Origin of the sequence: Streptomyces sp. NPDC059247 (assembly GCF_042754005.1) — a bacterium.
In the GTDB taxonomy this organism is placed as follows: Bacteria; Actinomycetota; Actinomycetes; order Streptomycetales; family Streptomycetaceae; genus Streptomyces.
The window spans coordinates 66668-81232 of sequence record NZ_JBHYZW010000016.1; the positions used below are offsets into that span (position 1 = coordinate 66668).

Below are 14565 nucleotides of genomic sequence, written 5' to 3' on the forward strand. Positions count from 1 at the left end.
CCGTACCGGCCGGTGCCGGATCAGACGGTGACGTCCACCCGCACCTCGACATTGCCCAGGACCGCCTTGGAGTACGGGCAGCGGCCGTGCGCCGCCTCCGCGAGCCGCCGCGCCTCGGCGGGGGCCAGCCCCGGAAGCACGACGCCGAGCACCACCGACAGGTGGAAGCCGCTCTCCTCCTTGTGCAGGGCGACCTCGGCGGTGACCGTGTCGTCCGTGAGCGCCGTCCTCGACTCGCGCGCGGAGACCCGGAGCGCGCTGTGGAAGCAGGCGGCGTAGCCCGCCGCGAAGAGCTGCTCGGGATTGGTGGCGGTGCCGGAGCCCCCGACGGCCTTGGGGCTCGACAGGGGAAGGTCGAGGAGCCCGTCGGAGGAGTGCACGGCGCCGTTGCGCCCGTCTCCGGTGGAGGTGACCTCGGCGGTGTAGACGACGGCCATTCGCTTGCCTTTCGGAATCGGGGGACCGGCGGGCCGGAGAACCGGGAGCCGGGAAATCGGAGAACCGGAGAGACCGGAGGGCCGGAGGACCGGAGGGGTCCGGTCGGCTCGGTATTTCCCCCAGTCTCCGGCGCCGCCGAATTCCCGGCGCTACGGATCTCCGCAGTCCTTCCGCCTTCCCGCCGCAATACCGTGGAACGCGTCACCGAATCGAGAATTCAAGGGAGTTGGCCATGGCCGGACCGCTGACCGGAGTGCGCGTACTGGAATTCGCGGGCGCGGCGCCCACCGCGTACGTCGGCACCGTCCTCTCCGGTCTCGGCGCCGACGTCGTACGGATCGACCGGGCACCCGGCACCGTGCCCGGCCCCGACGCACCGCGCCCGGGGGAGAACCCGCTGTCCCGGGGCCGCCGTTCGGTCGCCCTCGACCTCAAGAGCCCGGAGGGCGTCGAGCAGGCCCTCGCGCTCGCCGAGCACGCCGACATCCTCGTCGAGGGCTTCCGCCCCGGCGTCGCCGACCGGCTCGGCATCGGCCCCGAGGCGGCCCTCGCCCGCAATCCGCGCCTGGTGTACGGACGGGTCAGCGGCTGGGGCCAGCAGGGCCCGTGGGCCGGCCGCGCCGCACACGACCTGGCGGTCCTGGCGCTGACCGGCGCCCTGGACACCGACGCGACGACCGGGGACCCGGTGCTGCCCCCGACCGCGTACCTCTCCAGCTTCGCGGGCGGCGCCAACGCCCATGTCCAGGGACTGCTCGCCGCCCTCCACGAGCGCGAGCGCTCCGGGCGCGGCCAGGTCGTCGACACCGCCCTCGCGGACGGCGCCGCCCTGATCGCCACCCTGGTCCACCAGTGGCGGCGGGCCCCCGGCATCCACACCGTCACCGACGCCCCGCACTACTCGCTCTACCGCGCCGCCGACGGGGGCCATCTCGCGGTCGCCGCCATCGAGCCGAAGCTGTACGGGAACCTCCTCGACCAACTGGGTCTGACCGGGGCCGAGGAGCTGCCGGACCGCGCCGACCCGGCCGCCTGGCCCGCCCTGCGCGCCCTGATCGCGGAGCGGTTCGCGGCCCGGGACCGCGACCACTGGGTGAAGGTCTTCGACGCCGTGGACGCGGGGGTGGCCCCGGTCCTCACCGCCGCCGAGGCGGCCGGTCACCACCAGCTCGCCGCGCGGGGCTCCTTCGTGCCCGTCGGCGACTCGGTCCAGCCCGCCCCCGCCTCGCGCTTCGGCCGCACTCCCGCCGAGGCGCCGGGCCGCGCCCCGCTCCCCGGCGAGCACACCGAGGAGGTCCTCGCGGAGTGGCGCGGCTGACCCGCGACGGCGGTCGGCCATGAGCCCCGGTGCCGCTTCGGCGTACGGGCCCGGCGCCGCGTACGGTGCCCGCGCGGGGCTCGGCGTACGTACGCGTCCGGGGCGGCGCACGGGCCCGCGCGCGGGCCCGGCCGGGTGTCCGGGACCGTCCGGTGCCGGGCGGGCGTCAGGAGACGCGGCGGTGCCTGCCCTCGCTGCGGCTGCGGAGCCGTACCGCCAGGAACGCGGCCAGGGCCAGCACGGCCAGGGCGAGGACCGCCTTCGACAGGATGCCCACATAGCCCTCGACCAGGTCCCAGCTGTCGCCGAGCCAGTACCCGGCCATCACGAGGACGGTGTTCCATATGAAGCTGCCGAGGGTGGTGAGCAGCAGGAAGACGGGCAGCGGCATCCGCTCGACTCCTGCGGGCACCGAGATCAGGCTGCGGAAGACCGGCACCATCCGGCCCAGGAGCACCGCCTTGGTGCCGTGCCGGGCGAACCACCGCTCGGTCCGTTCCAGGTCGCTCGCCTTCACCAGCGGCAGTTTCGCCCAGGCCGCGTGCATCCGTTCCCGTCCGAACAGCGCCCCGATCCAGTAGAGCGCCGCGGCTCCGGTCACCGAGCCCAGGGTCGTCCAGAACAGGGCGGAGGCCAGGGAGATCACGCCCTGTCCGGCGGCGAAGCCGGTCAGCGGCAGGATGACCTCGCTGGGCAGCGGGGGGAAGAGGTTCTCCAGGGCGATGGCGAGCCCGGCGCCGGGCCCGCCCATCGTGTCGACGAGCTCCGTGGCCCATCCGGCGACACCGCCCGCGGGCTGCTGGGCGGCGACGAGGGACGTGGTCGTGAAGGGCATGTGGGGGGAATCTCCGGGGCGTGGGGGACGGCCGCCGGGCGGCGCCCCGGCGTCCCTTCCGACACGGGAACCCGGGGGTGGTTCCCGGCACGCGGGCTCCCGTCCGGCCACCCTGCGGGAGAGGACAGGGTACGGGTTCGCGTGTAGGGGCGGCGTCAGGGCGCCGGAGCGCCCCGGCGCCGCTCCAGCGGGGTCGTGGTGGCGGAGTTCGTCACGCTGAAGGTGACGCTGCCGGGCCGGTAGCGGTCGTCCGTCCACTCGATCGGCCGCCCCGACTGGTCGCGGCTCACGTGCCGCTGCCGCAGCAGCGGGCTGCCCCGGCGTACGAGGAGCAGTTCCGCGTCCCGGGAGCCCGCCGCCACCGCGTCGATGAGGTGCTCGCCGTACTGGGCGACGATGCCCGACTCCCGGGCGATGCTCTCCATGATCGAGACGCAGTCCTCGGGGAGCGCCTCGACGGCGGGCGCCGCCCAGCCCGCGTACGCGGTCCGCTCGATCATCGCCGGTTCGCCCTCCAGACGGCGCAGCCGCAGCACGTGCAGGACCTCGCTCCCGGCCGGTACGGCGAGACGGCGGGCCTCCTCGGGCGTGGCGGCCCGCCGCGACCGCAGCAGGATGCGGCTGGTGACGCGCAGCCCCATGCCGTGCGCCCACTGGGCGAAGCTGTTGAGCTCGGCGAAGCTGTGGCGGCGCTCCTGGCGCAGCACGATGCGCCGGGCGCCCTGCCGGGAGCCGACGAGCCCCTCCGACTCCAGGACGGCGACCGCCTGACGGACCGTCCCCCGGGAGGCCGACCAGCGGGCCACGAGGTCCGCCTCGGAGGGGAGCTGGGAGCCCACGGCGTACTCGCCTTCGAGCACCGCCTGCCGGACGGCCTCGGCGATCTCCAGATAGCGTGCCGTGCCCACGTGCCCCCCTTCCGTCGATCGCTGTGCGCAGCCGGTCACTCCGCGTTCCGGTCCCGAGGCTCACTCTAACCCCGCCGCACGCCCCTGGGACCGCTTTCGGACACAGCCAACTGCCCGCAGTTCACCAGCGGTTCACGTGTTCCCGGTCTTCGCGCACTCCTCCCCGGCGGGCCATGTCCCGTTCATCTCCGCGTCGCGGGACCCGGGCGAACTGGAGCCCAACTTGTTCAGACAAGTGACAGCCCCTTCAAGTGACGCCCCCCGTCTCGTCCCAGGAGTGACCGTGCCCAGATCTTCCGGCCGTCGCGCCGCCGTCCTGCTCGGCGCCGCCGTCCTCACCACCCTCACCGCCGCCTGCGGCGCCGCTCCCGACGGCCCCGCCACGGGCCCCGCCGGGGCGGAGGCCGCCAAGGCCACCTCCGCGACCGCCTTCGGCGGCATGAAGGAGCTGGTCGCGGCGGCCGAGAAGGAGGGCGCCCTGCACGTCATCGCCCTCCCGCCGGACTGGGCCAACTACGGCGAGATCATCAAGGCCTTCCAGGCCAAGTACCCCAAGATCAAGATCCAGAGCGAGAACCCGGACGCCGCCAGCGCCGACGAGATCGCCGCCGTCAAGTCCCGCAAGGGCCAGGACCGCGCCCCCGACGTCCTCGACCTGGGCATCGCCTTCGCCCGCAGCGGCGCCGAGGAGGGCCTGTTCGCCCCGTACAAGGTCACGGCCTGGGACAAGATCCCCGACGCCCAGAAGGACGCCGACGGCCGCTGGTACAACGACTACGGCGGCTACGTCTCCATCGGCTGCGACGCCAAGCGCGTCCCGAACTGCCCGCGCACCTTCGCGGACCTGCTGAAGCCCGAGTACAAGGGCAAGGTCGCCCTCAACGGCAACCCCACCAAGTCCGGCTCCGCCTTCGGCGGCGTCTATGCGGCGGCCCTCGCCGCCAAGGGCTCCTTCTCCGACATCCAGCCCGGCATCGACTTCTTCGGGAAGCTGAGGAAGAGCGGCAACTTCATCCCCGTCGAGTCCACCCCGGCCACCGTCGAGAAGGGCGAGACGCCCATCTCCATCGACTGGGACTACCTCAACGCCGGTTACGCCGACCAGTTCGCCTCCAAGGGCGTCGACTGGAAGGTCACCGTCCCCGCCGACGGCGTCTACGCCCAGTTCTACTCGCAGGCCATCAACAAGGACGCCCCGCACCCGGCCGCCGCCCGCCTGTGGATGGAGTTCCTCTACAGCACCGAGGGACAGAACCTCTGGCTCAAGGGATACGCCCGCCCGGTCCTGCTGCCCGTGATGACCGCCGACGGCACCGCAGACAAGTCCTTCGTCGCCAAGCTCCCCCAGGTCGAGGGCACCCCCGCCTTCCCGGCCTCCGCCGAACTGGACAAGGCCAAGGCCACCCTCGCCGAGAAGTGGGACAAGGCCGTCTCCTGATGACCGCATCCGCCACACCCCACCGGGGCACGGACAACGCTCCCGCCGTGCCCCGCCGGGACACGGACCCCGTGCCCACCGCTCCCCACCCGGGGACGGACAGGCCATCCGCCTCCCCCCACCCGGGTACGGACACCACCGGCGGCCCCCGCCGCCGACGGCGCGGTCCGCGCACCTGGCTCGCCGTCCTCCCCCTCGTCCTCTTCGCCGGAGTCTTCTTCGGCCTCCCGCTCACCGCCCTCCTCCTCGGCGCGGTGACCCGCACGGACCCCGTGGGACCCGGCGCCCCCGAGGGCGCCACCACCACGTCCCTCACGGGTGACCACCTGGCGCTCTCGCTCCAGGGCCCGTACCTCGGCTCGCTCCTCGGCAGCGTCCAGCTCTCCGCGCTCACCGCGCTCCTCGGCGGCGTCCTCGGCGTCCTCGTCGCCCAGGCCGTCGTCACCTCCCGCTCGGGAGGCCTGCGCACGGCGGCCCTCACCGCCTCGGGCGTCCTCGCCAACTTCGGCGGCGTACCGCTGGCCTTCGCCTTCATCGCCACCCTCGGCATCTCGGGCGTCGTCACGCAGCTCGGCGACCTGGGCGCGCTCGGCTGGGACCTGTACTCCTTCACCGGACTGACCGTGGTCTACCTGTACTTCCTGATCCCGCTGATGGTCCTGGTCACCGTGCCCGCCCTCGACGGACTGCGCCCCCAGTGGCGCGAGGCCGCCCGCAACGCGGGCGCCACCCCCTGGCAGTTCTGGCGGCACGTCGGCCTGCCCGTGCTCGCCCCCTCCCTCCTCGGCGGCCTGGTCCTGCTCTTCGGCACGGCCTTCGCCGCCCACGCCACGGCCGCCGCCCTGGTCGGCGGCTCGGTCCCGCTGGTCACCCTGAAGATCGCCGACGCCCTCTCCGGCAACGTCCTCACCGGCCAGGAGAACGTGGCCCTCGCCCTGGGCCTCGACATGATCCTGGTCGCCGCCCTGGTGATGGCCGTCTACCTGCCCCTGACCCGACGGAGCGCCCGATGGCTGCGATGACACCGAGCACGACGGACGGCCCCACGGAGCCCCGCACGCCCTCCGGCCCCGCCACCGACTCCACGAGCCCGCGTCCGACGGCCGGACCTGCACCCGCGAGCCCGCGCACGGCAGACGGCCACGCGGAGCCGAGTACGGCCATCGGCCACACGGAGCCGAGTACGGCCGGTGGGGGTCCCCGCACGGCCGACCACCCTCCGGCACCGAGTCCGGCCACGGCCCCCGCGAGCCCGCTTACGGCCGCCGCCAGCCCCTCGGAGCCGCGCCCGGGGACTGCCTCTGCGGCACCGCGTTCCGCCACCGACCCCGCAGACCCGCGTACGCCCACCGGCCCTTCGGACCCGCGCCCGGCCGACCGCTCCACCGGCCCCCGTACCGCCGCCACCCCGGACACCGGCATTACCCCCGTCACCGGCACCGCCGACCGCGCGGCGGACACCCCGTGCGGTACCGAACCGGGCCGAGCCACCCACCCCGGCCCCGAGGCGGCCCCCGACCGGACGACCGGCCCTGGCCCCGAGGCGACCACCGACCCAGCGACCGGCCCCGGCCCCAGGGCGGCGGCCCCGGACCAGAGCGCCGCCGCCAGCCACAAGCCGGGCACCGGCCACCCGGCCGCCCCCCTCACCGTCCCCGCCGCGCCGCGCCGCCCCCGCCCCCGGATCTGGCGCGGTGCCGTCCTCACGCTCGCGGGCGCGTACTTCCTGCTCCCGCTGCTCGCGTCCTTCGTCTTCACCGTGCACGTGCCCGGCCAGGGCGTCTCCTTCGACGCCTACACCCAGCTCATCGGCGCCGACGGCTTCACCGAGAGCCTGCTGCTCTCCCTCGGCCTCGCCGCCGCCACGATCGCGCTCTCCCTGCTGCTCACCGTGCCCGCCCTCATCGCCGTCCGCATCGGCCCGCCCCGGCTGCGCCCCCTCGTCGAGGTGCTCTGCACCCTGCCCCTGGTCGTACCGCCGATCGCCCTGGTCACCGGCATCACCACGGTCCTGCGATGGGGCCCGGAACACCTCTCGCGCACCCCGTTCTACCGCACGTTCCTCGCCGTGCAGGACGAGTCCTTCCCGGTCGTCCTCGTCCTCGCGTACACGGTGCTCGCGCTGCCGTTCGTCCACCGCTCCCTCGACGCCGGACTCCGCGCGGTCGACGTGCCCACCCTGGTGGAGGCCTCCCGCAACTGCGGGGCGAGCTGGCCGTACACCGTCTTCCGGGTCATCCTGCCGAACCTGCGGACCTCCCTCGCCGGAGCCGCCTTCCTCACCCTCGCCCTCGTCCTCGGCGAGTTCACCATCGCCTCGCTGCTCGGCTTCCGGCCCTTCGCCGTCTGGATCGTCTCGATCTCCGGCTCCCACGCCCGGATGTCCGTCGCGGTCTCCCTCCTCAGCCTCGTCATCACCTGGGTGCTGCTCCTCGCGCTCTCCCGCGCCGGAACGGCCCACGCCGCCGCACCCGCCCGTAAGGAGTCCTGACATGTCATCGGCCACCGCGGAGCGCCCCGCGCGCCCCGCCACCGGAGCCCGCCTGGAGTTCCGCTCGCTGCGGCGCGCCTTCGGCCCCACCGTCGCCCTCGACGGACTCGACCTCACGGTGGAACCCGGCGAACTCATCGCCCTCCTCGGCCCCTCGGGCTGCGGCAAGACCACCGCCCTGCGCATGGTGGCCGGATTCGAACGCCCCGACTCCGGCGCCGTCCTCGTCGACGGCCGGGACATCACCGACGTCCCCGCCGACCGGCGCGACGCGGGCATGGTCTTCCAGTCGTACAGCCTCTTCCCCCACCTGACCGTCCGCGACAACGTCGCCTTCGGCCCGCGCGTCCGCAAGGTCCCCGCCGCCCGCCGCGCCGCACGCGCCGCCGAACTCCTCGACCTCGTCGGACTCCCCCGGCACGGCGACCGCTACCCGCACCAGCTCTCCGGCGGCCAGCAGCAGCGCGTCGCCCTCGCCCGCGCCCTCGCCCTCGAACCCCGGGTGCTGCTCCTCGACGAACCGCTCTCCGCGCTCGACGCGAAGGTACGGCTCAGCCTCCGCGAGGAGATCCGCAGGCTCCAGCTCTCCCTCGGCATCACCACCGTCTTCGTCACGCACGACCAGGAGGAGGCCCTCTCCATGGCCGACCGGGTCGCCGTCCTGAACGCGGGCCGCCTGGAGCAGTGCGCCGCCCCCGCCGAGCTGTACGCGCGCCCCGCCACCGCCTTCGTCGCCGAGTTCGTCGGCACCATGAACCGGCTCCCCGGCCGCCGCACCGGCCCGGACACCGTCGAGGTCGCGGGCCGCACCGTCCCCGTCGACCCGACCGCCGCACCGGAACCGGAGAACAGCACCGGGACCGGGACAGGGACACGGACCGGGACAGGGACACAGACCGGGACAGGGACCGACGTCGATGTCCTCGTCCGCCCGGAGAACGTCCTCGCCACCCCCGACCCCACCGGGGACGCCACCGTCGTCGGCACCTCCTTCTTCGGCGCCGTCACCCGGGTCCGCCTCCTCCTGCCCACCGGCACCGAGGTCAAGGCCGACCTGCCGTCCCGCGACGCCACCGGCCTCACCGTCGGCGCCCGCGCCCGGCTCGACCTCGCCCCGCAGCCCGTCCTCGTCCTCCCGGGAACCGCCGCGTGACCGCCCCCCGGACCACGGCCGCCACCCCCCGGCTCGGCGCCGTCCTCTTCGACATGGACGGCACCCTCGTCGAGACCGAGGGCCTCTGGTGGCAGGTCGCCGAAGAGGTCGCGGCGGGCCTCGGCCACCGCCTCACCCCCGCCGACGCGCCCCACGTCGTCGGCCGCGCCGTCGAGGACACCGCCGCCCACCTCGTCCGCGTCACCGGAACCGCCGACCCCGCCCGGGTCGCCGCCGACCTCGGCCGGGAGTTCCTCGCCCGCGTCGACGCGGGCGCCCCGCTGCGCCCCGGCGCCCAGCGGCTGCTCGACCGGCTGGACGCCGAAGGCATCCCGTACGCCCTGGTCAGCGCCTCCCCCCGGAGCGTCGTGGACAGCGTCGTCGGGGGCTCCCTCGCGCACGTCCCGTTCGCCTTCACGCTCTCCGCCGACGACACCCCGCGCACCAAACCGCACCCCGAGCCCTACCGGACCGCCGCCGCCCGCCTCGGCCTGCCGGCCGGAGCCTGCGTCGCCGTCGAGGACTCCCCGGACGGAACGGCCTCCGCCGACGCGGCGGGCTGCGCCGTCCTCGTCGTCCCGTCCCTGCTGCCCGTCCCCGCCTCGCCCCGCCGCACCTTCGCCGACACCCTGGAGGACGTCGACCCGGCCCGGCTCCGCGCCTGCCTGTCCCGCACGGCCGGGGCCGGGGAGCCGCCGGACGGAGGGTCTCCCGCGACCGCCTACCCTTGAGCCATGACCAGCAGCAGCGACCGGAGCAGCATCGTGGGCGAAGCCAAGACCTATGAGATCCGCACCTACGGGTGTCAGATGAACGTCCACGACTCCGAGCGGCTCTCCGGTCTGCTGGAGGAGGCCGGGTACGTCCGGGCCCCCAAGAGCGCGGACGGCGACGCCGACGTCGTCGTCTTCAACACCTGCGCGGTCCGCGAGAACGCCGACAACAAGCTGTACGGCAACCTCGGCCGCCTCGCCCCCATGAAGACCACCCGCCCCGGGATGCAGATCGCCGTCGGCGGCTGCCTCGCCCAGAAGGACCGCGAGACCATCGTCTCCAGGGCCCCCTGGGTCGACGTGGTCTTCGGCACCCACAACATCGGCAAGCTCCCCGTCCTGCTGGAGCGCGCCCGCGTCCAGGAAGAGGCGCAGATCGAGATCGCCGAATCCCTGGAGGCCTTCCCCTCCACGCTCCCGACCCGGCGCGAGTCGGCGTACGCGGCCTGGGTCTCGATCTCCGTCGGCTGCAACAACACCTGCACCTTCTGCATCGTCCCCGCGCTGCGCGGCAAGGAGGAGGACCGCCGTCCCGGCGACATCCTCGCCGAGATCGAGGCGCTGGTCGCCGAGGGCGTCTCCGAGATCACCCTGCTCGGCCAGAACGTCAACGCGTACGGCTCCGACCTCGGCGACCGCGAGGCCTTCTCCAAGCTGCTGCGCGCCTGCGGCCGGATCGAGGGCCTGGAGCGGGTCCGCTTCACCTCCCCGCACCCCCGCGACTTCACCGACGACGTGATCGCCGCGATGGCCGAGACCTCTAACGTCATGCCGCAGCTCCACATGCCGCTGCAGTCCGGCTCGGACGCGATCCTGCGCGCGATGCGCCGTTCGTACCGGCAGGAGCGTTTCCTCGGGATCATCGAGAAGGTCCGCGCGGCCATCCCGCACGCCGCCATCTCCACCGACATCATCGTGGGCTTCCCCGGCGAGACGGAGGAGGACTTCGAGCAGACCATGCACACCGTCCGCGAGGCCCGCTTCGCGAACGCCTTCACCTTCCAGTACTCCAAGCGCCCCGGGACCCCGGCCGCCGAGATGGACCACCAGATCCCCAAGGAGGTCGTCCAGGAGCGCTACATGCGGCTCGTCGCCCTCCAGGAGGAGATCTCCTGGGAGGAGAACAAGAAGCAGGTCGGCCGCACCCTCGACGTCATGGTCGCCGAGGGCGAGGGCCGCAAGGACGGCGCCACCGACCGCCTCTCCGGCCGCGCCCCCGACAACCGGCTCGTCCACTTCACCAAGCCGGACGGCGGGGTGCGCCCCGGCGACGTCGTGACCGTCGCGATCACCTACGCGGCCCCGCACCACCTGCTCGCCGAGGGCCCGGTCGAGGCGGTCCGCCGCACCCGCGCGGGCGACGCCTGGGAGAAGCGCCACACGACCGCGGCGAAGCCCGCGGGAGTCCTGCTCGGCCTGCCGCAGATCGGCGTCCCGGCCCCCCTCCCGGCCGCCACCGCCCCGGCCTGCGGAACCCACTGACACCGCTCCCGCCGGGCGGGACCCGCACGGCCCGTATCGGCACCGACGGGCGCCCGGAGGAGCACGGCACCGGGCACCCGAGCCCTGGCGCCCGGCCCGCGTGACAGCCGCTGGGCGGCGCGGGGCACGGTTCTGGGACCGGAGCGCCCGGCCCCTTCCGGCGTCCGGAACGCCCGCGCGACCGGGCCGGGGGAGCACCACTCACCGGGACCGGGCACGGCCCGCCACTCCCGTACGAGGGGCCAGGCGCGCCCGGCTCCCCTGGCCTCAGGGACGCCCGGCAGGCCCGTCCCGCCCACCCTGCGAGCCCCGCTGAGCCTCCTCGGGCCATGGCCGGGCTCCGGCGTGGGCGGACCGCACGGCCCGCCGCCGGACGCCCGCCGCCGGTCCCGCCCCCGGAGGCCGTACGGCGGCGTGCCGGGCCGAGGCACCGCCCGGCGCGGTCGGGCCTCGGTCGCGGTTCGGTCGCGGTCCGGCGCGGGGCCGCCCAGTAGGCTGCGGATCATGCTTGTCGCCGCCGCAGTCTGCCCCTGCCCCCCGCTCCTCGTGCCCGAGGTCGCGGCCGGTGCCGCCCCCGAGCTCGACACCGCGCGGACGGCCTGCGCCGACGTCCTCGGGCTGCTCGCCGCCGCCCGCCCGGACCGGCTGTACGTCGTCGGGCCCGCGGGCGAGGGCGCGGTGGGCGTCCACCCGGCCGGTTCGACGGGCTCCTTCGCCGGTTTCGGCGTGGACCTCTCCGTACGCCTGGGAGCCCCTGGGACACCGGCCGGCCGGGCCGACCCCGCGGCACCGGCCGGTGACCGGCCCCTGCCCGCCTCCCTCGCCGTCGGCGCCTGGCTCCTCGACCGGGCCGGGTGGGCCGACGCGCCGGTCGAGGGCCTGGCCGTCGACGAGGCCGCGACCCCGGACGTGTGCGCCGGGCTGGGCCGGGGCCTGGCCGCCTCCGCCGCGCGGGTCGCCCTGCTCGTCCTGGGCGACGGCAGCGCCTGCCGGACGGTGAAGGCCCCCGGCTACCTCGACGAGCGGGCCGAGGACTTCGACGCGACGGCCGCCCGCGCGCTCGGCGCGGCCGACGGCCCCGCCCTGCTGGCGCTCGACCCGGAGCTGGCGTACGAACTGAAGGTACCGGGCCGCGCCCCCTGGCAGGTCCTCGCGGGCGCCGCCGAGGGCGCGGGGCTCGACGGGCGGCTGCTCTTCGAGGACGCCCCCTACGGCGTCGGGTACTTCGTGGCCGCCTGGTCCTGAACCCCCGGGAACGACGGACAACCCCCGGCAACGACGACAGCCCCCGGGAACGACGAGAACACCCGGGAACGACGGGCGGTACTCGGGAACGACGAGAACACCCGGGAACGACGACGGCGGACGGCCGCGGAGCACGAGGCTCCGCGGCCGTCCGCCGTACGGAGGGGCCGCCGGTGTCAGGCGGCGGGCGGCGGGGTCGTCCCGCCGTTCCCGGGCGTGCCGTCGTCCTTCTGACCGATCCGGTCCAGCGCGTCCTTGGCCTTGTCCGTACCGGTGTGGATCTTGTCGCTGTACTTGCCCTTGGTCTTCTCGTCGACCAGCTTCGCGGCCTTGTCGAGGCCCTGGTCGATCTTGTCCCCGTGCTGCTGCGCGAGGTCGGCGACCTTGTCCTTCGCCGGGCCGAGCTTGGCCTTCAGCGAATCCAGGAGACCCATGGGGAACCTTCCCTCCGCGGACCCCGTGGGGCCCGTCCTTCGGTGTGCCGTCTGTGTGCCGTCTATGCGCCGGCGTCTTCACCGGTCCGGCCGTCGGCGGCTTCCGCCGACGACTGCTGCCTGGGGATGTCGACGGTCGCGGCCGTCGGGGGAGTCCCTTCCACGCCGTCCGGTCCGCTGCCGGACCCGGCTCCTCCCCGCGTCTCCTCCTCGGCCACCGGGACGACGGCGACCTGCTCCGACTCGGTCTCGGTCACCTTGCTCGTCCTGCGGCGAAACGCTGAAAAAACGCCCATTGCTCACTCCATAGCGTACTCGGACGGGACGGGTTCCGTGGCGAACGGGGCCGGAACCCCGCACCGCGCAACGAAGCCCGCGACGGCCCCGTCACGTAGCTCGTTCGGGGACGGGCCCGGAGGTTTGCGAGACTGGGGCGGTGAGAAGCGCAGCTCCCGCACCGCGGGTCATCGCCGTCGTCGGCCCCACGGCGGCCGGAAAGTCCGATCTGGGTGTGTTCCTGGCCCAGCAGCTCGGTGGAGAGGTCGTCAACGCCGACTCCATGCAGCTCTACCGGGGGATGGACATCGGCACCGCCAAGCTGACGCCGGAGGAACGCGGCGGCGTCCCCCACCACCTCCTCGACATCTGGGACGTGACCGAGGCGGCCAGCGTCGCCGAGTACCAGCGGCTGGCCCGCGCCGAGATCGACCGGCTGCTCGCCGCCGGACGCGTCCCCGTCCTGGTCGGCGGTTCCGGTCTGTACGTACGGGGGGCCGTCGACGCCCTGGAGTTCCCCGGCACCGACCCCGCCGTCCGGGCCCGTCTGGAGGCCGAACTGGAGGAGTACGGCTCCGGCGCCCTGCACGCCCGGCTCGCCGAGGCGGACCCCGCCGCGGCCCACGCGATCCTGCCCGGCAACGGACGCCGCATCGTCCGCGCCCTGGAAGTGATCGAGATCACCGGAAAGCCCTTCACGGCGAACCTGCCGGGCCCGGACTCCGTCTACGACACGGTGCAGATCGGCGTCGACGTGGCCCGTCCCGAACTGGACGAGCGGATCGCCACCCGGGTGGACCGGATGTGGGAGGCGGGGCTCGTCGACGAGGTCCGCGCCCTGGAGGCGCGCGGTCTGCGCGAGGGGCGCACCGCCTCCCGCGCCCTCGGCTACCAGCAGATCCTCACCGCGCTGGCCGGGGAGTGCACCGAGGACGAGGCCCGTGCCGAGACCGTGCGCGCCACCAAGCGCTTCGCCCGCCGCCAGGACTCCTGGTTCCGCCGCGACCCGCGCGTCCACTGGCTCAGCGGGGCCGTCGAGCACCGGGGGGAACTCCCGGGACAGGCGCTGTCGTTGGTCGAACGAGCGGTCACAGCCTGATCACGTGATGGCATCGGGACGCCCTGCCCGTCAATCCGGCGGCCGGGAGCGTGCCATCATCGAGCGACGATCGACCGAGTGAAGTCCGAGTGGGGAGGGCGCGTGGCGATGGAGGCCGGCCCTCGCGACAGAGAACAGCATGGAGCGGCCCTCGGCGACCCGGCGGGTGACGCCCCCGGTGTCCCGGCGGGCGCGGCGGACCTGGGTCCGGACCTCCCGGTCGGCGCCTCGGGCCTGACCCCGGACGGACCGGACGACGTGCTGGGCACCTCCGTCGAGGTGGACGCCGTCGAGGTCGAGGTCGAACTGCGGCCCCAGCGCAGGCTGCGGATCTGGCAGCTCGCCCCCATCGTGGCGCTCGCCGCCCTCGGCTCGCTGATGTTCGCGTTCCCGCTCGCCTTCGGTTCGGGGGACGGCGGCGCCGTCGTCGCGATGCTCGGACTCCTCATCAGTTCCTGCGCGGCGGGCTGGGGCGTGATGGCCGCCCGCAGGGTCGGCCACACCTGGCCGGGTCTGCGCAGCCGAGGTTCGGCCGAGCGCCCGAACTGGCGGGCGCTCCTGCTGTACGCGGTGACGATCACCGCCCTGGTGTCCCTCGCGGTCTGGCGCGTCGCCCGCCTCCGCTGACCCGGTCGCCCGCCCCGGGACCGGCTCCCGCGACCCCGGTCGCCCCCG

15 protein-coding genes are annotated in these 14565 nt (G+C 74.7%); 10 read left to right on the plus strand and 5 right to left on the minus strand.

From position 1 onward, the window contains the following. Positions 1-20: 20 nt before the first annotated feature. Positions 21-437, minus strand: a complete 417-nt coding sequence (locus ACFXGN_RS25055; protein ID WP_384863184.1) for an Ohr family peroxiredoxin — start codon at positions 435-437, stop codon at positions 21-23. Between the two features lie 233 nt (positions 438-670). Between ACFXGN_RS25055 and ACFXGN_RS25060 the strand changes: the two genes are divergently transcribed. Then, complete coding sequence (locus ACFXGN_RS25060; RefSeq protein ID WP_384863187.1) at positions 671-1756, plus strand: CaiB/BaiF CoA transferase family protein; 1086 nt, start codon at positions 671-673, stop codon at positions 1754-1756. A gap of 166 nt (positions 1757-1922) precedes the next feature. Here the strand turns inward: ACFXGN_RS25060 and ACFXGN_RS25065 are convergent, their stop codons facing one another. Continuing rightward, positions 1923-2591: a DedA family protein gene (locus tag ACFXGN_RS25065; RefSeq protein ID WP_384863189.1), complete on the minus strand. Its 669-nt coding sequence runs from the start codon at positions 2589-2591 to the stop codon at positions 1923-1925. Between the two features lie 155 nt (positions 2592-2746). Beyond that, positions 2747-3499 carry a GntR family transcriptional regulator gene (locus ACFXGN_RS25070; protein ID WP_384863191.1) on the minus strand — a complete coding sequence of 251 codons (753 nt, stop codon included), beginning with the start codon at positions 3497-3499 and terminating at the stop codon, positions 2747-2749. 283 nt (positions 3500-3782) lie between these two features. Here ACFXGN_RS25070 and ACFXGN_RS25075 point away from each other — a divergent pair, with 283 nt between their 5' ends. From ACFXGN_RS25075 to ACFXGN_RS25105, 7 genes are all read left to right on the plus strand, one after another. Beyond that, on the plus strand, positions 3783-4937 hold the full coding sequence (locus ACFXGN_RS25075) for an ABC transporter substrate-binding protein (RefSeq protein WP_384863194.1): 1155 nt from the start codon (positions 3783-3785) through the stop codon (positions 4935-4937). Then, entirely contained in the window at positions 4937-5959 is a 1023-nt protein-coding gene (locus ACFXGN_RS25080) for an ABC transporter permease (RefSeq protein ID WP_384863196.1), read from the plus strand. Before ACFXGN_RS25075 ends, ACFXGN_RS25080 begins: the two co-directional genes overlap by 1 nt. A 662-nt stretch (positions 5960-6621) precedes the next feature. Next, positions 6622-7428 (plus strand): ABC transporter permease, encoded by an 807-nt coding sequence (locus ACFXGN_RS25085; protein WP_384863335.1) that lies wholly within the window; start codon positions 6622-6624, stop codon positions 7426-7428. Between the two features lies 1 nt (position 7429). Beyond that, positions 7430-8581 carry an ABC transporter ATP-binding protein gene (locus tag ACFXGN_RS25090; protein WP_384863199.1) on the plus strand — a complete coding sequence of 384 codons (1152 nt, stop codon included), beginning with the start codon at positions 7430-7432 and terminating at the stop codon, positions 8579-8581. After that, positions 8578-9312, plus strand: a complete 735-nt coding sequence (locus tag ACFXGN_RS25095) for an HAD family hydrolase (RefSeq protein ID WP_384863202.1) — start codon at positions 8578-8580, stop codon at positions 9310-9312. The genes ACFXGN_RS25090 and ACFXGN_RS25095 overlap by 4 nt, the downstream gene beginning before the upstream one ends. A 3-nt stretch (positions 9313-9315) precedes the next feature. Next, positions 9316-10836: a tRNA (N6-isopentenyl adenosine(37)-C2)-methylthiotransferase MiaB gene (miaB, locus tag ACFXGN_RS25100; RefSeq protein WP_384863205.1), complete on the plus strand. Its 1521-nt coding sequence runs from the start codon at positions 9316-9318 to the stop codon at positions 10834-10836. Positions 10837-11340: 504 nt separating this feature from the next. Further along, the gene (locus ACFXGN_RS25105; RefSeq protein ID WP_384863208.1) at positions 11341-12081 is read left to right on the plus strand and encodes a class III extradiol dioxygenase subunit B-like domain-containing protein; all 741 of its coding nucleotides are present in this window, start codon (positions 11341-11343) and stop codon (positions 12079-12081) included. A gap of 176 nt (positions 12082-12257) precedes the next feature. Here the strand turns inward: ACFXGN_RS25105 and ACFXGN_RS25110 are convergent, their stop codons facing one another. Together ACFXGN_RS25110 and ACFXGN_RS25115 are read right to left on the minus strand one after the other, a co-directional pair. Continuing rightward, positions 12258-12515, minus strand: coding sequence for an antitoxin (locus tag ACFXGN_RS25110; RefSeq protein ID WP_384863211.1), 258 nt, complete (start codon positions 12513-12515; stop codon positions 12258-12260). Between the two features lie 62 nt (positions 12516-12577). Then, on the minus strand, positions 12578-12772 hold the full coding sequence (locus ACFXGN_RS25115; RefSeq protein ID WP_384863214.1) for a hypothetical protein: 195 nt from the start codon (positions 12770-12772) through the stop codon (positions 12578-12580). Positions 12773-12951: 179 nt separating this feature from the next. Here ACFXGN_RS25115 and miaA point away from each other — a divergent pair, with 179 nt between their 5' ends. Both miaA and ACFXGN_RS25125 read left to right on the plus strand, forming a co-directional pair. Continuing rightward, positions 12952-13890, plus strand: coding sequence for a tRNA (adenosine(37)-N6)-dimethylallyltransferase MiaA (gene miaA, locus ACFXGN_RS25120; protein ID WP_384863216.1), 939 nt, complete (start codon positions 12952-12954; stop codon positions 13888-13890). A gap of 108 nt (positions 13891-13998) precedes the next feature. Next, positions 13999-14517, plus strand: a complete 519-nt coding sequence (locus tag ACFXGN_RS25125; protein ID WP_384863338.1) for a hypothetical protein — start codon at positions 13999-14001, stop codon at positions 14515-14517. The last annotated feature ends 48 nt before the right edge of the window (positions 14518-14565 follow it).